The organism is Nonomuraea mesophila, assembly GCF_004352805.1.
In the GTDB taxonomy this organism is placed as follows: Bacteria; Actinomycetota; Actinomycetes; order Streptosporangiales; family Streptosporangiaceae; genus Nonomuraea; species Nonomuraea longispora.
The window spans coordinates 1-18,256 of record NZ_SMLD01000182.1 but is presented as its reverse complement, the minus strand read 5'-3'; the positions used below and the strand labels follow the sequence as shown (position 1 = coordinate 18,256).

Here is an 18,256-nt window from a genome sequence, read left to right as displayed (position 1 = left end):
GGACCGCCCCGCCCAGGAAGAAGGCGCGTACTCCATCGGCCGCTCTCCCCGAGACCACGCGCTCGCGCCCCGCCACGCAGCCGTCGCGGGAGCGCACCGCCGCGCGGCGAACGCCCACGAGCACGCCGACGCCGACGAGCAGGCCGGCGACCCGGAAACCGGCGACCAAGAAGCCGGCGACCAGGCGGCCGTCGCCCACCGCGACCAAGCAGCGCACGAAGGCCGCGTCGTTCACCCTCGCCTACGTCCGGGTCGCCGGCTCGTCGAAGATCAACAGCGAGGGCGTCACCTGTTACACGGGCTCGCTGGGGTTCGGCGTCGGGCTGGACGCGTCCGAGATGGGGGCGCCGTTCTCCTACCGGTGGGTGGTCGACGGCCAGGTGATCGAGAGCGGCTCCAGGCGCATCCCGTCGCACGCCAGGTCCGACTATTTCGGTTCGAAGAAGCAGATCAGCCCCGACCTCGGGACCAGGCACACGGTCGTCTTCCAGCTCACGTCGCCGGTGCGGAAGAGCCAGTCCACCTCGTGGACCATGTGCTGAACGCCGGACGCGCCGTCAGCCGAGCTTCTTCGCCAGGGTCTCGAACGCCAGGTCGTCGCGCATGGGCACGCCGAACCGCTCGTCGCCGTACGGGAAGGGTGAGAGCTCACCGGTGCGGACGTAGCCGCGGCGCACGTACCAGGCGATGAGGTCCTCACGCTGGACGATCACCGTCATCCGCAGCTCGCCGGCCTCCCACTCGTCGAGCGCGAGCCGCTCGGCCTCGGCGAGCAGCGCCCGCCCCGTGCCCGCCCTCTGCAGGTCGGGCGCGACGGCGAACATCCCGAAGGTGGCGTGGCCGCCATGGCGTTCGAGCTGGCAACACCCCACCATGACGCCGCCGGCCTCGGCGACGATCACGACCGTGGACGGGTCGTCGATCATCTCGGTCACCATCGCCGCGTCCACGCGCTGCCCCTGGAGGAGGTCCGCCTCGCCGGTCCACCCGTTGCGGCTCGTCTCTCCCCGGTACGCCGACTGCACCAGGTCGACCAGCGCGGGGACGTCGGAACGGCGGGCTGGACGGAAGGTGTGCTCGCGTGGGCTGCTCATGCTCATATTCCGGAAACGTACCTAAAAGCTATCCGCGCGGTCACCCGCCATCAGGAGACGGCGACGCCGAGCAGGTGGCCCAGCCCGAAGGTGACGGACGCCGCCCCCACGCCCAGCGCCAGCTGGCGCAGCCCGCCCAGCCACCACGGCCGCGCCGTCATCCGCGCCACCGCCGCCCCGAACCCGAACAACGCCAGCACGCTGAGCACCACGGCCACCGCCAGCCCCGACGCTCCGAAGAGGAAGGGCGCCAGCGGCACCAGCGCCCCGGCGGCGAACGCGCAGAACGAGGACCCGGCGGCCACGTACGGCGAAGGCAGGTCGTCGGGATCCACGCCCAGCTCCTCGCGGACGTGCACCCGCAGCGCCTGCTCGGGATCGGCGGAGAGCCCCTGAGCCACCCGGTGCGCCAGCGCGGGGTCAAGCCCGCGCGCCTGGTAGAGCGCCGCCAGCTCGGCCAGCTCGCCCTCGGGATTCCTGAGCAGCTCCCGCCGCTCGACGGCGATCTCCGCCCGCATCAGCTCGGTCTGGGACTTCACGGACGTGTACTCGCCGGCCGCCATGGAACACGCGCCGGCGACGAGACCGGCGAACCCCGCCAGCACCGCGCCGCGCCCGGCGCCCGCTGCGCCCACGACGCCGGCGATCAACGCGAAATTGGACACGAGCCCGTCCATCGCTCCGAACACGGCCGGACGCAGCCAGCCGCCGGTGACGTCCCGGTGGCTGTGATGCTGCTCGGGCGAGTACGGCCGGGCGAGCTCGACGGTCATGCATTTCCTCCGCTTTCGTATGCCTTATCCGGAAATGTAGGCATATGTCGCCAAGATCCGCAACGAAGGAAAGCCTTCCCTGACCAGGCATTCCGCCACCGGAACAGCGCGGCGGGCGCGGTCCAGCGGCGGCCGCGCGACGGCCGCGCGACGGCCGCGCGGCCGGGGTGGCGGTTAGCGCGCGGGCCTCCCGTCGGCGTCGACGTCGATCACCACGCGGTCGGAGTAGGTACGCCGCTCGGTACGGAGCACCGTCAGCGCGTCGTCCATGACCGGGAAGACATGGACGGGTGTCAGGGTGATCCGCGCCTTCCGGTCACCCGCTGCTCTGGCATCGCGGAGCTGCTGCTCCACCCACGTCCCTTGCCGGCCGCCCGGGCTGTAGTCCGACAGGTCACGGCCCCCGGCCGCCTCGTACTCCGAGCGCGTGACGTTCTCCTGGGTGTCGGTGCCCGGTCCGGTGTACTCGCGGCCGGTCAGCTTCTCCTCGGGCGGGTAGCTCGCCGCGCTGTCATCCGGTTCGCCGTTGTTGCTGTCGAGCGTCAGCACGGTGACCGGCCCGTAGTCGATGCGGTGGTAGTTGTCGCGGTGCTCCGGCGTCCCGTTGGGCGGCCCGTCGAAGTAGGCGTGGAACTTGGCGCGCGAGCGTACGACCGGAGTGCGGTCCTCCGGCGTGCCGTACCCGCCGTTGATCGCCCCGAAGCTCTCCCAGTTCCCGAACGCGGGGATGATGGGCACGCCGGTCAGCAGGTCGCCGGAGGCGCCGGCGGTGTGGCGGAAGAACTCGTCCCAGCCGGGCTGGTGGCCGCCGCCCTGGACGAGGTCTCCGGTGAAGAGCACCGCGTCGGGCGATCTGCCGCGCACGACCGCGAGGTTGCGGCGCAGGCCCTCGTCCTCGGTGAGCGGGTAGCGCAGGACGCGCGTCCCGGACAGGACCGTGGTGCCGTACGTCCGGTCCCAGAGCGAACCGGCATCGGCCTCGCCCGCGGCAACGGCCATCGCGTGATCGCGCTCACGTCGCTCGAACACACCCGCTCGTCGTCCGCGCGCAAGGAAAGGGGACCACGCCTGGCCGATCTCGCGGACGTCGTGATCGACAACTGTGCCCCGCCCGGCGACGCCACCGTCGAGCTCGGCCCAGGGCCACGCGTCGGCGCGGTCTCCTCCTTCACGGGGGTGCTCATCGCGCAGGTGCTCGGCGAGCTCGTCTGCCGGAAGCTGCTCGAACGAGGAGCCGACGTCCCGGTGTTCGTCTCGGCGAACCTGGCGAGCGGCGACGCCCACAACGCCGCGCTGTACGAGCGCTATCGCGAACGCGTGCGCCCGCTCGAGCCGTAGCCGGCGGTGCGCGGCGCGGCGCCCGTTCAGGCGTGGGCCGGGGTGGTGACGGTGCCGGACGAGTCGGAGGAGCCGGAGGTGCCGGAGGTGTCCGGCTGCCGGCCATGGATCATGGTGGCGCAGTCGGCGATGGCATCCTCCAGGAGCCGGCGCAGCAGCGCGTCCGGGTCGGGGATGCAGGCCTGCACGATGCCGACCACCGACAGCTGCACCGCGTTGGGTGCGGCGTACCGGCGGAAGCCCTTCTGGGTGATCCTGGCCGCGCGGCTGAAGCGGCGCGCCTGCGCGGCGGCGTGGGGCACCTCCTCCATCACCCGCACGCTCGACTCGCTGAGCCGCCCCGACGGGGCGCCGTCGAGCCTGGCCAGCATCTCCTCGGCCGCCAGCACCGACACCGCCAGCGCGAGCTGGCGCTCGGCCGCCGCCACCGGCAGCGCCGTGGTCGCGCAGCGCAGCGCGATCCGGGCGTCGACGCGCAGGTCGTCGCTGGCCAGGCCGATGATGGACGGGACGAGGTGGACGAGTTCGGCCCGGCTCTTGTCGCCGGTGTTGTCGTTGACCAGGCGCGCAAGTGTGGCCAGCAACGGATGGGTGCAGGCCGGATGGTCGCTCCACCGCTCCCCGGCCAGGTAGGAGGCCAGCTCCATGAAGCAGGCACCGCGTTTCGGGTTGCGATGTCTGCCGCGGGACAGGACCGGCATGTGATCAAAGTGATATTCCACGGGTGCTCCACTGCTCCACGCGATCGCCGTCTATCCAGTCTGCGTTGTCCTGCGACTGAAAGCCATGGGTTTTTGACCTGCTATGTCCCTACCCAGCACGCCTGTCGTCTATCGGTTCCGTTCACCCGGCCGTGACGAAGACCGCGACCGTGCGCTCCGGGACCGACAGGGCGCCGGTGGCCGGGTCGAACGCCGAGCCCCGCACCACCGGGTCCGCGGAGCGCCGCTGCACGGGGTGGAGCGACCCGGCCCGTCCCGCCAGGCCGGGCATCGCCTGCGTGTGCGCGTACGGCGTCGCGTTGAACACGACGGTGACGGACGTCCAGCGCGGATCGAGGCCGGTCGTGTCGATGTGCATGGTGATCACGCCCTCCGCCGAGCCGGGGAACGACAGCCGCCGCCGCACCTCGGCCGCGGCGCCCAGGGCGAACGCCGGTGACGACGCCCTGATCCGCAGCAGCTCGCCGAACCCGGCCCGGCACGCGTTGACGGCCGCGCAGTCAGGGCGCAGCCCCGGGTCTTCGAGCAGGCGTCTCGCGTACGGCCACGCGGCCTCGTTGCCGGCCCTGGGCGGCAGGCCGCCGCCGAAGCCGTTGCCCTGCGAACAGTCCCACAACAGCCGGTTGAACCAGTCGCCCGAGTCGTAGGAGTTGCGGTCCAGCGACTTCGACCGCAGCCGCTCGCTGCCCGCGTGCACGAACGCCGTCCCCTGCGCCAGCAGCACGGTGGCCAGCGAGAGCAACTGCATGCGCACCCGGTCGGCCATCGGCGTCCGCTGCGGCAGCTTGTACGCCAGCGCGTCGAACAACGTCTCGTTGTCGTGCGCGTCGACGTAGGCCACCGCCTCACCCGGCGCGGCGGTGTAGCCGGCGGGCGAGCCGTTGTAGCCGACCTCGCAGCCCTTCCTGCCCGACGGCAGGACGTAGTCGCGCAGGCTGCCCGTCAGCCCCACCTGGACCAGCTCCGTGCAGGCCGCCAGCCTGGCCCGCTGCTCCGCCTCGCCGCCGTTGACGGGCGCGCCGTTGGGCGCGCCCGCGAGGCCGGAGCCGAACCCCTGCACGCGCGGGTCGGCGTCGAACGGGCCACCGCCGCGCACGGCGTCGCGCAGCCGGTCGGTGAACGTGCCGATGCCGGTGCCGGCCAGGTTGGCCTGCGTGGCCTGCTCGAACCTGGCGTCGAAGGCCACCTCGCCGAAGTTCCAGCCCTCGCCGTACAGGATGATCGACTTGCCGTCGACGCCGTCCTCGCGCGACGTCAGCGCATCGAGGGCCGCGCGTACGGCGAGCATGCCGGCCTTCGGGTGGTGGCCCATCAGGTCGAAGCGGAAACCGTCGACCTTGTACCGGGTCGCCCACGTGACGACGGAGTCGACGATCAGCCTGCCCATCATGGTGTGCTCGGGGGCGGTGCCGGCGCAGCACGTGGAGGTGGCCACCGTGCCGTCGTCGAGCAGCCGGTGGTAGTAACCGGGCACGACCGGGTCGAGCACCTCGGTGGAGAAGGTGTGGTTGTAGACCACATCCATCACGACGCGCAGCCCGGCCCGGTTGAGCCCGGCGACCATGCCGCGGAACTCCTTGGTGCGCTCGTCGGGGTCGGTCGCGTACGAGCCCTCGGGCACCGTGTAGTGCAGCGGGTCGTATCCCCAGTTGTAGGAGTCGGTCGCGGCGGTCTCCGCCACGCACTCCTGCTGCCGTTCGGACGCCGGCGGGAACGCGGCCAGGTCGCAGGCGGGTTCGGTCCGGTCGGCGGCCCGCTCGGGCACGGTGGCGAAGTCGAACACCGGCAGCAGGTGCACGTGCGTCAGCCCGTCGGCGGCCAGCGCCCGCAGCTCCCGCATCCCCGCGCCGTCGCCGCAGAAGGCCGCGTACGTGCCCCGCAGCGCGGCGGGGACGGTGGCGTCGGAGGCGGAGAAGTCGCGTACGTGCAGTTCGTAGATCGACGCCCGGTGTTGCGGCACGGCCGCGGGCTTGGCCAGCCGGTCCCAGCCGCGCGGTTTGAGCGCGGCGGCGTCGAGGTCGACGAGCCTGCTGCGCGCCCCGCCGGGGACGACGGCCAGGCTGTAGGGGTCGGTCACCTCGTTCGTCACGATCCCGCCGTGCCTGGGGGAGTAGACCGTGACGAGGAACGTGTACTCGCTGCCCCACCACGTCGGCCACCCGCGCACCGACCAGACGCCGGTCCTGTCGTCGCGCCGCATGCGGTGCGTGCGGCGACGGTCGCTCCCGGGCGCGTAGAGCGCCAGCTCGACCGTGCGCGCGGTCGGCGCCCACACCGCCAGCCTCGGGACCAGCCGTCCCGCCGGGCCGAGCCGGGCGGTGGCGGCCTCGGCGTAGACGTCGTCGAGCACGCCGGGCAGCTGCACGCCGGTCGCGGCCAGGAGCGTGCCGCCGGCGTCGCGTTCCACGGCCACGACCTGACCGCGCAGCGCGTCCCGCACCAGACCGGCGTCACGCGGGTCCACCGTGAGCGCGGTGAAGGAGGCCAGGTGGGGCCACCGGCGTCGCTGCTCCTCGCTCATCGCGCCGGGAGCGAGCCGGATGAGCCGCGGGTCGCCGGTCAGCTCGCCCCCGCGCAGGGCGATGCCGCCGCCGGCGCTGAAGGCGAGTGTGTGCCGCAGCGACGGCTCGACCTGCCAGGCCACGGTGTCGCGGTCGGTCCAGCACGCCCTCGCCTTGGTCAGGTCGACGTCGGCGCGCGGTGGCTCGGTGCCCTCGGCGCCGGTGCCGGCCGGTCGGCTGCGGATCACGTGGAAACCTCCACCTCCGGCGTTCACTCTGTGTGACGGCAAGATTACCATTTTGTCCGGCTCTGGAGAGCGCGCCGGGCGATGGCGGCAGGCGGTGCTCGCTTGCAAGGGTTTCTGGAAATTTCAGCAACGCACCCAGGCGCTCGCCGGCCCGCACGGCCGCCGGCGTGCGCCCCTTGGTCGTCCATCATGTGAAACGGCTGACTCTCACCTGCGAAAACTCCGGCGTGGGCGGCGTCGCGCCGACGGCGAGGTGGGCCTGCGGATCAATGTAACAACTTGCGGAAATCTTGCGTTCTCATCTATCCCGGAGCGCCGCCTCGGCGTAACGTCCGGCGTACTCCGACCTTTGATCCAGCTGTGAGGACAAGGACATGCGACGACTCTTAGCGGCCGCGGCCGTGGCGGCGCTCACCCTGACGGCCACCGCCTGCGGCGGCGGAGGCGGCGAGGCCGCCGCTCCCACCGCCTCCGTCACCGACCCGACGAAGATCACCGGTGAGCTGACCTGGTGGGACACGACCAGGCCCGACAGCGAGGGCCCGACCTTCCAGGCGTTGATCAAGGAGTTCGAGGCGCAGTACCCCGGCATCAAGGTCAAATATGTGAACGTGCCGTCCGACCAGGCGCAGAATCAGTTCCAGACGGCGGCGCAGGCCGGCACCGGCGCGCCCGACGTGATCCGCTCCGAGGTGGCGTGGACACCGCAGTTCGCCTCGCTGGGCTATCTGCAGCCCCTGGACGGCACCCGGGCGGTGGAGGACGAGCCCGACTTCCTGTCCGGGCCGTTGAGCAGCACCGAGTACAACGGCAAGACCTACGCGGTGCCGCAGGTCACCGACACGCTGGCGTTGATCTACAACAAGCGGCTGCTCAAGGAGGCCGGCCACGAGGAGCCGCCCAAGACGGTCGCCGAGCTCAAGCAGACCGCCCTCGACGTCAAGAGCAAGACCGACGCCGACGGCCTGGCGCTCAACGTCGACTCCTACTTCCTGCTGCCCTTCATGTACGGCGAGGGCGGCGACCTGCTCGACGTGCAGAGCAAGAAGATCGTGGTCAACTCGCCGGCCAACGTGAAGGCGATCGAGACGGTGGCCGACCTGATCAACTCCGGCGCCGCGCCCAAGCCCGCCACGACCGACAGCTACGCCAACGCCATGACGGCCCTCAAGGAGGGCAAGGCGGCCATGATCTACAACGGGCCGTGGGCGCTGTCGGAGATCTACCAGGGCAAGGAGTTCAAGGACAGGTCCAACCTCGGCATCGCGCCCGTCCCGGCCGGCTCGGTCAAGGCGGGGGCCCCGACGGGCGGCTGGAACCTGGCGATCTACGCCGGGTCGAAGAACATCCCGGCAGCGTACGAGTTCGTGCGGTTCATGACCACGGTCAAGGCCCAGGCGAAGATCGCCAAGGAGATCAGCCTGCTGCCCACCCGCACCTCCGCCTACGCCGACCCCGCCGTGCAGGACAACCCCGACGTCGCCGTGTTCAAGCCGATCATGGACACCGCCGTGCCGCGCCCGTGGATCCCCGAGGGCGGGCAGCTGTTCCAGCCGCTGCTGGAGGGCTACCAGTCGCTCGTGGGCGGCCAGGCCACACCCGCCGACATGCTCAAGAAGGTCGACGAGCAGTATCACGGGATCATGAAGGACTGGAGCTGACCGGTGGCAGTCTCGACCGGGCAGGCTCCGGCCGCGGGCGGGTCCGCCCGCGGCCGGAGCCGCCGCCATGACAGCCCCGGGAGGCTGAGACGCGCCCTGTCGGCCCACTGGTACGCCTGGGCGATGATCGCGCCCGTGGTGGTCGTGATGCTGGTGCTGATCGGCTGGCCGCTGGCCAGAGGCGTCTACCTGTCGCTGACCGACGCGACCGAGGCCAACATGGGCCGCACCATCGGGGTCAACGTCATCCCGTCCACGTACGAGTTCGTCGGCCTGGACAACTACCTGCAGATCCTGACCAGCGGCCTGTTCTGGGACAAGGTGCTCTGGACCGTGACGTGGACGGTGGTGTGCGTCGGCCTCCACTACGGCATCGGGCTCGGCCTGGCCGTCATGCTCAACCGCAAGCTGCGCCTGCGCTCGCTCTACCGGGTGCTGCTGATCCTGCCGTGGGCCGTGCCGGCGTTCGTGGCCGCCTTCATCTGGCGCTACCTCTACAACAGCGACTACGGCGTGATCAACGGCTTCCTCAAGATGGCCGGGCTGTCCGGCGTGGGATGGCTGGACGACCCGGTCACCGCGAAGATCGCGGTGATCGCGGTCAACGTGTGGATCGGGGTGCCGTTCATGATGGTCGCCATGCTCGGCGGCCTGCAGTCGATCCCGGCCGAGCTGTACGAAGCGGCCGAGGTCGACGGCGCCTCCCCGTGGCAGCGCTTCAAGGCGATCACCCTGCCCGGGCTGCGGCAGGTCTCCACGACCGTGGTCCTGCTCGGCACGATCTGGACGTTCAACATGTTCCCGATCATCTTCCTGGTCACCAGGGGCGGCCCGGGGAGCGAGACCGAGATCCTCGTCACCTACGCCTTCCGCGAGGCCTTCACCGGCATCCGCAACTACTCCGGCTCGGCCGCGTGGGGCGTGATCATCCTCGCCATGCTGGTCGTGCTGGCCGTCGGCTACCGTCGCACCCTGCGCAGTCAAGGAGACCCCTGGTGACCCCCGCGACCCGGCCCCGCGGAGAGCGGGGACCCCTCGCCTCCATCGGCCTGCACGCCGGCCTGCTCATCGCCGTGGCGATCTCGCTGTTCCCCGTCGTGTGGCTGGTGCTCACCTCGCTCAAACCGCGCGACAGCTGGCTGTCGGCCGAGCTTCAGCTGTTCAACGACTCCTCGCTCGACAACTACGCCCGCGTACTGACCTCCACCCAGTTCCCGCAGTGGCTGCTCAACAGCGTGCTCACGGCGGGGCTGACCATGGTGCTCGGCGTGTTCCTCGCCGCGACCACCGGCTACGCCGTCAGCCGCTTCCGCTTCCCCGGCCACCGCTCGGTCATGTGGCTGCTGCTGATCACCCAGATGTTCCCCGTGGCCATCCTCATCGTCCCCCTCTACAACCTGATGGCCGGGCTCGGCCTGCTCAACCAGATCCCGGGCCTGGTGATCGCCTACATGACGATCGCGGTGCCGTTCTGCGCCTGGATGATGAAGAGCTACTTCGACACCGTGCCGGTGGAGATCGACCAGGCGGCGATGGTGGACGGGCTGACGCCGTTCGGCACGTTCTGGCGGGTCGTGCTGCCGCTGGCCCGGCCGGGCATCGCGGTGACCGCTTTCTACTGCTTCATGACCGCCTGGGGCGAGGTCGGCTACGCCACGGTCTTCATGTCGCAGGAGGACAAGCGCACGCTCGGGGTGGGCCTGCAGCAGTTCGTCGGCCAGCACTGGTCGGACTGGGGGCTGATGACCGCCTCCGCCGTGCTCATCGCCATCCCCGCGGGCGCGGTCTTCCTCCTGGTGCAGCGCCACCTGATCACCGGGCTGACCGCCGGCGCGACCAAAGCGTAAAGTATTCGATCAATAACTGTACGTGACGTCATCGCCGCAGGATCCTTGTCCACATGGACGGTTTCCTGGACGAGACCTGCGGCGGGGTGACGGAGCTGCGCGTCCACGGCGTCTCCGGCACGCCGCCGGCGGGCATGCTCAACCACCCCCATCCCCGGCTGGTCGCGGGCGACGGCACGACGGGTTTCTACCGGCGCTGGTGGACGGCGGGCCGGCCGGTGAACGACCGCGCCGACGTGCCGGGCGTGCGCCGGCGGGAGGCGTACGCGTGGGGCGGCCTCACCTCCGGCGGGCGCACGATCGCGCTGTGGCTGCTCCTGCTGCCGTTCTCGCTGGCGAACCTGTCCTACTTCATGCTGCCCAGGCCGCGGGGCGGCGACCGGCTGCGGCACGTGACGGAGGCGGCGCAGCGGCTGTTCGCCCTGCTGCTCACCGGGACCCTCGTCGGCGCCGTGACCCGGTCGTGCGTGGACCTCGTCGGCTGGCAGTGCACGGCCGCGGGGCGGGCCTGCACCGATGAGTTCGCGCCCGAGTGGTTGCGGTGGATGGGCGAGATGTGGGCGTACGAGCCGTCCAAGCGCCTGGCCGTCACCTCCCTGGCGCCGCTCATGGTGGTCGTCCTGCTGTGGTGGATCGCCCGCCGTACGTGGCGCCGCGACGAGCGCAAGGTCGTCCCCGCGCGAGAACCCACACGAGAGCCCGCGGGGGAACCGGCGCGCGAGCCCGCGCGTGAGCGGTTGCTGCTGGAACGGGCGCGGTTGTGGCACGGCGGCGCTCCGGTGTGGCGGCTGCGGGTCGTGCACGTCGGCTTCGCGATCGCCTCGATCGGGCTGGCCGTGGCCGCCCCGTTCGCGGGCACACCGCTGGGGTTGTCGCTCACCTGGGCGAACGCGGGCGTCGAGCTCGCCGCCGCCGTGCTGGTGGTGCTGCCGTGGACCGCCCGGCGGCTGGACCCGCGCTCCGGCGCGCGCGAGCCCGCCTGGCTCACGGTCGCGTGCCACACGCTGCGGGTGGCCGCGCCGCTGGTCTTCGTGGCCACGTTCTGGGCGGCGATGGGCGGGCTGCCGCAGAGCGCGGAGGGACTCATGCTGCCCGGCGTGGGCGCGGGTCAGGTCCAGTTCGCGCTCATGCTGGGGCTCGGGGCGTTCATCCTGGCCGCCACCTGGGTGCTGGCCCGCATGGACGGCGCGTGCGGCGGCGCGTGCGGCGGCCCGTGCGGCGACGCGTGCGGCGGCCCGCTCGACCGGCCGGCGATGGGCGGGCTCGCCGCGTGGTTCATGTTGATGGTGGCCGCGGGCTCCGCGAACGTGCTGGCACTCGGCGTGCCGTTCTGGACCGCCACCTTCTTCGGCGTGCCCGGCACCCCGGACGAGCCGGGGCCGCTCGGGAGGAAACTCATCATCGACGATCCGGTCTGGTGGACGGCCGCCCTGGTGCCGCTGCTGGCGGTGGCGTTCGGCGGGGTGGCGATGGCCCTCTGGCTGATCCGCCGCGCCGAGGCGCGCAGGCTGGCGCCCGGGCTGACGGAACACTACGGGGAGCGCGGCGGTCCTGAGGTCGCGCGGAAGTGGGCGCTGGCCGCGCTCACCGACCGGGCCGGGCTGGTGCTGGGCGTGCTCACCGGCATCGGGGTGGCCGGCTTCGCCGTGGTGACCATGATCAGCCAGCTACGGCTGTACACACCGACGGCGGGGTTCGCGGGGCTGCTCGCCTCGATCGGGAGCTGGGCCACGGCGGCGACCGTCGTCGGCCTCGCGGTGCTCGGCCGCCGCACGTACGGCAGCTCACGGCTGCGCAGGACGGTCGGGATCGTCTGGGACGTGTCCACCTTCTGGCCCAGGGCCATCCACCCGCTGGCACCGCCCTGCTACACCGAGCGGGTCATGCCCGAGCTGATGGCCCGGGTCGGCAGGCTGGCCGCGACCGGCCGGGACACCGTGGTCCTGTCGGGGCACAGCCAGGGCAGCGTCATCGCGGCCGCGCTGGTCCTGCAGCTCGATCCCGTCATGCGCGGCCGGGTCAGGCTGCTCACCCACGGCTCGCCGCTGCGCCGCCTGTACGCCCCCTTCTTCCCCGCCTACTTCGGCGGCGACGGCCTGCCGGCCCTGCGTGAGGCGGTCGCCTGGCGCAACCTGTACCGGCTGAGCGACCCCATCGGCGGCCCCGCGTTCGGCCGCGTCGACCCGCTGACCGTCGAACCCGGTCGCGGCAACACGGTCGACCGGTTCTGCTGGGACCCGCCCCGGCCCGCGCCCGGCGAGCCGCTGCCGGAGACGCGCTGGCACTCGGGTTACTGGCTCGACCCGCTTTACCACGACGAGCTGGCCAGGCTGATCACCCCGACCCTGCCGCCCGAGCGTACGGCCCGGTAACGGCCCCACCGGCAAACACGGCGGGGACATGGGGGACACGAGAACCACGGCGGTGACACGGCGGTGACACGGCGGGGGACGGGGCTCACCAGGTCAGGACGAGTTCCTCGGGGGCGCGGTGGATCAGGGTGGCGGCCATGGTGACCTCGCCGCGGGCGAGGCGGATCCCGGGCAGCTCACGGACGAGCAGCTCCAGCGTGACCCGCAGTTGCTCGCGGGCCAGCAGCGCGCCGGGGCAGCCGTGCACGCCGTGCCCGAACGACAGGTGACGCGCCGGCTCCCGCGCGATGTCGAAGACGTCCGGCTCGGCGAACACGTTCTCGTCGCGCCCCGCCGAGGCGAACGACACGAACACCGTGTCGCCTTCGTCCAGGTCCGTGCCGCTCAGCGTGAGCGGCCTGGTGACCCGGCGGCGGAATCCCTGCACCGGCGCCTCGAACCTGGCCGCCTCCTCGATCGCCGCCGGGATCAGCTCGGGCCTGGCGCACAGCAGCTCCCACTGGCGGCGGTCGCGCAGGAGGTGGTGCACGGCGGTGCCGAGCAGCGCGGTGGTGGTCAGGTGGCCGGCCAGCATGAGGTTCTGGGTGTTGGAGACGATCTCGTCGCGCTGCCGGCCGGCCGGCTCGCCGGGGCCGGGGGCCAGGCCGCGGACCAGCTCTCCGGTCAGGTTCTCCTGGTCGCGCGTACGGGCGGCGTGCGCGACGAGCCGGTGCCGCAGCGCGGCGACCTCGCGGGCGGCGGCGATCTGCTCGTCCTCCGGCATGGTGGTGAAGATCAGGTCCTCGGCGCGGTTGCCCGCCCGGATGGCGGCGGGCACGTCGGCGGGGTCGAGGCCGAGCAGGTGTCCGATGACCGTGGCGGGCAGCGGCCTGGCGTAGCCGCCCATCCACTCCACCCGGCCCTCCGCCGTGAACGACCTGACCAGCTCGGCCGCGGTGGCCTCGATGAACGGCCGTGCGGCGGCCACCTTGGCGGCCGACAGGCCGCGGGTGAGCGGCTTGCGGTAACGCTGGTGGGCCTCGCCGTCCGAGCTGAGCACCACGGGGGCGTTGCCGGGCGCGGCGGCCAGCTCGGCGATCGCCTGCCGGCTCGGGGTCACGTCGCCGCGGAAGGCGCCTCGGGAGGAGAAGTCGGACGGCCGGCTGAGCACCTCGCGCACGTCCGCGTGCCTGGTCACGAGCCAGGCGTCCAGCTCGCCGGAGAAGGTCAGCCCCTGGGTGGCGCGGGCGCGGGCGTAGACGGGATACGGGTCACGGTAGAAGGCCTCTCGATCCACACGTTCCATCGTGGTGGGCGGCGCGGGAGGCGTACAAGATCTGAAATTTTCTTTTAGTTCATGTGTAAGCCTTGAAAGTTATAACCATGAACGATTGAGTTCGGTCGTGCAGACCCTCAGATTGCTGGCCGCCGCCGCGCTCGTGTTAGCCCCCGTGGCCCTGAGCGTGCCCGCGCAGGCCGATCCCGCACCCCCCGCGGAGGACGCTCCCCAGGCGTCGTCCTACCCGCCGCCGTCCACGCTGATCACCAAGGCCGCCGAAGGGCGGCAGCGGCTGGAGACGGCCAAGAGGACCCGGCCGGTCGCGCCGGGCATCTCGCTGACCTCGTTCGACACCTACGACCCGCTCGGCTGGCTGCGTGCCGACGCGATCACCGCGGACCTCGGCGGAGCCAGGGCGGACTACGTGTTCTCCGGCGAGGTGTCCAAGACCGAGCCGCTGTCCGGCCCCGCCAGGCGTTCGCACGCCGTCGCGGCCGTCAACGGCGACTTCTTCGACATCAACAACTCCGGAGCCGCCCAGGGCATCGGCGTCCAGGATGGCACGCTCGTCCAGTCGCCCGTCGCCGGGCACGAGAACGCGGTCGCGATCACCGGCGAGGGCGTCGGACGCGTGCTCAAGATGTACTTCGAGGGCACCGCCACGCCCGACGGCGGCTCGCCGATCACGCTCACCCAGTTCAACCAGATCGTGCAGGACGGCGGCGTGGGCCTCTTCACGCCGCTGTGGGGCTCCTACGACCGCGCCCGCGCCGTCGAGGGCGCCACGTCCGTCGCCGAGGTCGTCATGAAGGACGGCGTCGTCACCGAGGTACGCACCTCCGCGGGCACCGGCCCGATCCCGGCGGGCACCTCGATCCTGCTGGGCCGCGACGCCGGGGCCGAGGCGCTGTCCGCGCTGAAGCAGGGCGATCGGGTCGACGTGAAGTACCAGCCCAAGGCGTCCGACGGCAGCACGGTCAAGGCGGCCGTCGGCGGCAACTGGGTGCTGGTCAAGGACGGCGCCGTACAGAACTCCACCGACACCAGCGCCCACCCGCGCACCGCCGTCGGGTTCTCGGCCGACGGCAGGAAGATGTACCTGCTGACCGTGGACGGCCGCCAGGCCGACAGCCGCGGCGTCACGCTCAACGAACTCGCGGCCATGATGGTCGAGCTGGGCGCGGCCAACGCGCTCAACCTCGACGGCGGCGGCTCCTCCACCATGCTCGCCCGCGAGCCGGGCTCGGCCGACGTGCAGGTGGAGAACAGCCCGTCCGACGGCGGCGAGCGGCACGTCCCCAACGGCCTCGCCCTCTACGCGCCCGAGGGCAGCGGCAAGCTGAAGGGCTTCTGGCTGGAGACCGCGAGCGACCCCGCGAGGACGCCCGGCGTCGCGCCCGTCGCCGGGGGCCGCCCCGACCGGGTCTTCCCCGGACTCACCAGGCGCCTGACCGCCGCCGGGTACGACGAGACGTACGGCCCCGCCAAGGGCGAGCCCTCCTGGCGCGCCAAGCCCGCCGTGCACGGCATCGTCCGCGACGGCAGGTTCCACGCCCTCGTGCCCGGTCAGACCACCGTCACCGCCTCCCGCGGCAAGGCCAAGGGCAGCATCGAGCTGACCGTCCTGCAGCCCCTCCAGCGGCTCGGCGCCACCGCCGACCGGCTCAGCATCGCCGGAGCGGACGGCGCGACCACGTTCGGCGTGGTCGGCTACGACCGCAACGGCAACTCCGCGCCCATCGAGCCCGCCGACCTCAAGCTCGACTACGACAAGAGCCTCTTCGAGGTGAGCGCCGCCGAGCACGGGTCCTTCAGCGTCAAGGCCAAGAAGGACTCGGGAGCGGGGCTGATCACCGCCAAGGTCGGCAAGCTCACCACCGCCGTGCCCGTCACCGTGGGCTTCGACGAGAAACCACTCGCCGACTTCGAGGACGCGGGCTCGTGGACGTTCGCCGCCGCCCGCGCCACCGGCTCGCTCGAGGCCGCGCCCGGGCACGACGGCGGCGGGCTGAAGCTGTCGTACGACTTCTCGACCTCGACCGCCACCCGGGCCGCCTACGCCAGCCCGCCGCAGCCGATCGAGGTGGAAGGGCAGGCGCAGGCGTTCGGGCTCTGGATCCACTCCAGCGGCAAGGGGGAGTGGCCGAGCCTCGAGTTCTACGACGCGCAGGGGCAGTCCCAGATCCTGCGCGGGCCGTACATGACGTGGACCGGCTGGAAGTACGTCGAGTTCGCCGTGCCGCCGGGCGTCAGCCACCCGCTGAAACTGCGGCGCTTCTACGTGGCCGAGACCAAGGCCGACGTCAAGTACACCAACGAGATCATGATCGACGGCCTGGTCGCCAAGGTGCCGCCGCCGGTCGACGCGCCGCCCGCGCCCAAGGTCGCCGACCCGGTGGTCATGGCCGAGGTGGCGAAGATGCCGTGGCGGTTCGCGGTCATGTCGGACGCGCAGTTCGTGGCCAGGGAGCCGGACAGCGACCTCGTGAGGAACGCCCGCCGCACGCTGCGCGAGATCAAGGCGGCCGAGCCGGACTTCCTGGTCATCAACGGTGACCTGGTGGACGAGGCGTCGCCGGAGGACTTCGCGCTGGCCAGACGCATCCTCGACGAGGAACTAGGCGGGAAGCTGAAATATCACTACATCCCCGGTAACCATGAGGTCATGGGCGGCGCGATCGACAACTTCAAGGCCGCCTTCGGCGACACGTACACGACCTTCGACCACAAGGGCACCCGCTTCATCACCCTCGACACCTCCCGCCTCAACCTCAGGGGCGGCGGCTTCGAGCAGGTGGCCATGCTGAGGTCCGAGCTGGACAAGGCGGCAGAGGACTCCTCGATCGGATCGGTCACCGTGCTGTTCCACGTGCCGCCGCGCGACCCCACGCCGGGCAAGGGCAGCCGGCTCGGCGACAGGAAGGAGGCGGCGCTCGTGGAGGGCTGGCTGGCCGACTTCCAGCGCACCACCGGCAAGGGCGCCGCCTACATCGGGGCGCACGTGGGGACGTTCCACGCCGCTCGCGTGGACGCGGTGCCGTACTTCATCAACGGCAACTCCGGCAAGAACCCCGCCACCGCACCCGAGGACGGCGGGTTCACCGGCTGGTCGCTCTGGGGCGTCGACCCGGTCACGCCGGCCGAGGCCGAGCACGTCAGGCGCAACTGGTTCGCCGACGCGCCCGACTGGATCGGCACCCAGGTGCGGCCGCACGTGGACGAGCTCACGCTGACCGTCCCCGCGACCGTCGCCGTCGGCACGGACGCTGAGGTGAGCGCCGCCGTCAAGCAGGACGACACGACGGTGCCCGCCGCCCACCCCGTCTCGGTGGCGTGGTCCGGCTCGCCCAACCTGCACGTCGGCAGCCGCAGGACGGCCAGGCCCTGGCACGTCGCCGTGCTCGACCCCGGCAAGGGCACGCTCACGGCGCTGCGCCCGGGGAAGGTGACGGTCGCCGTCACCGTCAACGGCGTCACCGAGCAGGCGTCGGTGAGCGCCACCCCCAAGGGCGGCGCCAAGGCGGCCGCCTGACCCGCCTGAACAGCGCCTGACGTTCGGGCCGCGCCGCGTGATCGAGGCGCGGCGCGGCCTGAGCGGCCTCTCCGTCCTGGACGCGAGATGCGGGCGTTGTATAGCCTTTCAGGAGGTTTTCCTGGTGCTCGAGGAGCCAATGGACAGACTCTCTGACGACGACCTGGCGCTGCTGCTCCTGATCCGTTCCTTCGAGCTGAAGCTCCTCGACCTGTTCGAGCGGGGCGAGCTCAACGGCACCACCCACACCTGCCTCGGCCAGGAGTACGTCCCCGTCTCCCTGCGCCCGCTGCTGCGCGAACCCGACTGGGTGTTCAGCAACCACCGGGGCCACGGCCACTACCTGGCCAGGTTCGGCGACCCCGAAGGGCTGCTCGCCGAGATCATGGGCAGGAAGGGCGCCGTCTGCGAGGGCGTCGGCGGCAGCCAGCATCTGAGGCGGGGCCGCTACCTGTCGACCGGGGTGCAGGGCCAGAGCCTCCCGGTCGCCGCCGGCGTGGCACTGCGGCTGAAGCGGTACGAGCCCGGCGCGCTGGCGTGCGTCCACATCGGGGACGGCACGTGGGGCGAGGGCGCCGTGTACGAGGCCCTGAACCTGGCGCAACTGTGGCGCCTGCCCCTGCTCGTCGTGGTCGAGCACAACGGCATCGCGCAGTCCACGCCCACGGCCCTTCAGATGGCGGGCACGATCGAGGGCCGGGCGCGGGCGTTCGGCATCGCCCACCACCACGTGGACGGCTTCGACCTGTCCCGCATCCGGGCCGGGCTGGCACCCCTGATCGACTCCCTCCGCGCCGACCCAAGGCCGCTGATCGTCGAGTTCGCCACCCACCGCCTCGGCCCCCACAGCAAGGGCGACGACACGCGCCCGCCCGGCTTCCCCCGCACCGACTGGTACGCCGCCTACCGG

The 18,256-nt window shown here is 71.9% G+C and carries 14 protein-coding genes; 8 read left to right on the top strand and 6 right to left on the bottom strand.

All coding sequences use genetic code 11. From position 1 onward, the window contains the following. Nucleotides 1-542 (top strand): hypothetical protein (locus tag E1295_RS49385; RefSeq protein ID WP_425465392.1); only part of this gene is annotated, 542 nt, incomplete at its 5' end. A 15-nt stretch (nucleotides 543-557) separates the two neighbouring features. Here the strand turns inward: E1295_RS49385 and E1295_RS40500 are convergent. From E1295_RS40500 to E1295_RS40490, 3 genes are all read right to left on the bottom strand, one after another. Further along, on the bottom strand, nucleotides 558-1,094 hold the full coding sequence (locus tag E1295_RS40500) for a GNAT family N-acetyltransferase (RefSeq protein ID WP_132639367.1): 537 nt from the start codon (nucleotides 1,092-1,094) through the stop codon (nucleotides 558-560). 50 nt (nucleotides 1,095-1,144) lie between these two features. After that, a complete protein-coding gene (locus E1295_RS40495; RefSeq protein WP_132639365.1) occupies nucleotides 1,145-1,867 on the bottom strand; it encodes a VIT1/CCC1 transporter family protein in 723 nt (240 codons plus the stop codon). A 174-nt stretch (nucleotides 1,868-2,041) separates the two neighbouring features. Beyond that, a complete protein-coding gene (locus tag E1295_RS40490; protein ID WP_132639363.1) occupies nucleotides 2,042-2,866 on the bottom strand; it encodes a metallophosphoesterase in 825 nt (274 codons plus the stop codon). A gap of 3 nt (nucleotides 2,867-2,869) precedes the next feature. Here E1295_RS40490 and E1295_RS40485 point away from each other — a divergent pair, with 3 nt between their 5' ends. Continuing rightward, nucleotides 2,870-3,205 carry a phosphoheptose isomerase family protein gene (locus tag E1295_RS40485; protein ID WP_132639361.1) on the top strand — a complete coding sequence of 112 codons (336 nt, stop codon included), beginning with the start codon at nucleotides 2,870-2,872 and terminating at the stop codon, nucleotides 3,203-3,205. A gap of 26 nt (nucleotides 3,206-3,231) precedes the next feature. Here the strand turns inward: E1295_RS40485 and E1295_RS40480 are convergent, their stop codons facing one another. Next, nucleotides 3,232-3,906 (bottom strand): hypothetical protein, encoded by a 675-nt coding sequence (locus tag E1295_RS40480; RefSeq protein ID WP_181958119.1) that lies wholly within the window; start codon nucleotides 3,904-3,906, stop codon nucleotides 3,232-3,234. 142 nt (nucleotides 3,907-4,048) lie between these two features. Then, nucleotides 4,049-6,676, bottom strand: coding sequence for a pullulanase-type alpha-1,6-glucosidase (pulA, locus tag E1295_RS40475; RefSeq protein WP_246080950.1), 2,628 nt, complete (start codon nucleotides 6,674-6,676; stop codon nucleotides 4,049-4,051). 374 nt (nucleotides 6,677-7,050) lie between these two features. Here pulA and E1295_RS40470 point away from each other — a divergent pair, with 374 nt between their 5' ends. Genes E1295_RS40470 through E1295_RS40455 form a run of 4 tightly spaced genes read left to right on the top strand, consistent with a single transcriptional unit; the run spans nucleotide 7,051 to nucleotide 12,556 of the window. After that, the gene (locus tag E1295_RS40470) at nucleotides 7,051-8,337 is read left to right on the top strand and encodes an extracellular solute-binding protein (RefSeq protein WP_132639357.1); all 1,287 of its coding nucleotides are present in this window, start codon (nucleotides 7,051-7,053) and stop codon (nucleotides 8,335-8,337) included. 3 nt (nucleotides 8,338-8,340) lie between these two features. Continuing rightward, nucleotides 8,341-9,336: a carbohydrate ABC transporter permease gene (locus E1295_RS40465; protein ID WP_132639355.1), complete on the top strand. Its 996-nt coding sequence runs from the start codon at nucleotides 8,341-8,343 to the stop codon at nucleotides 9,334-9,336. Then, nucleotides 9,333-10,184, top strand: coding sequence for a sugar ABC transporter permease (locus E1295_RS40460; protein ID WP_246080948.1), 852 nt, complete (start codon nucleotides 9,333-9,335; stop codon nucleotides 10,182-10,184). Before E1295_RS40465 ends, E1295_RS40460 begins: the two co-directional genes overlap by 4 nt. 53 nt (nucleotides 10,185-10,237) lie before the next feature. After that, on the top strand, nucleotides 10,238-12,556 hold the full coding sequence (locus E1295_RS40455; protein ID WP_132639353.1) for a hypothetical protein: 2,319 nt from the start codon (nucleotides 10,238-10,240) through the stop codon (nucleotides 12,554-12,556). Between the two features lie 85 nt (nucleotides 12,557-12,641). Here E1295_RS40455 and E1295_RS40450 read toward each other — a convergent pair whose 3' ends face one another. After that, the gene (locus E1295_RS40450) at nucleotides 12,642-13,832 is read right to left on the bottom strand and encodes a cytochrome P450 (protein WP_425465391.1); all 1,191 of its coding nucleotides are present in this window, start codon (nucleotides 13,830-13,832) and stop codon (nucleotides 12,642-12,644) included. 106 nt (nucleotides 13,833-13,938) lie between these two features. Here E1295_RS40450 and E1295_RS40445 point away from each other — a divergent pair, with 106 nt between their 5' ends. Further along, nucleotides 13,939-17,346, top strand: a complete 3,408-nt coding sequence (locus E1295_RS40445; RefSeq protein ID WP_246080946.1) for a phosphodiester glycosidase family protein — start codon at nucleotides 13,939-13,941, stop codon at nucleotides 17,344-17,346. 139 nt (nucleotides 17,347-17,485) lie between these two features. Then, the coding region (locus E1295_RS40440) for a thiamine pyrophosphate-dependent dehydrogenase E1 component subunit alpha (protein ID WP_132639349.1) at nucleotides 17,486-18,256 on the top strand (771 nt) is incomplete at its 3' end.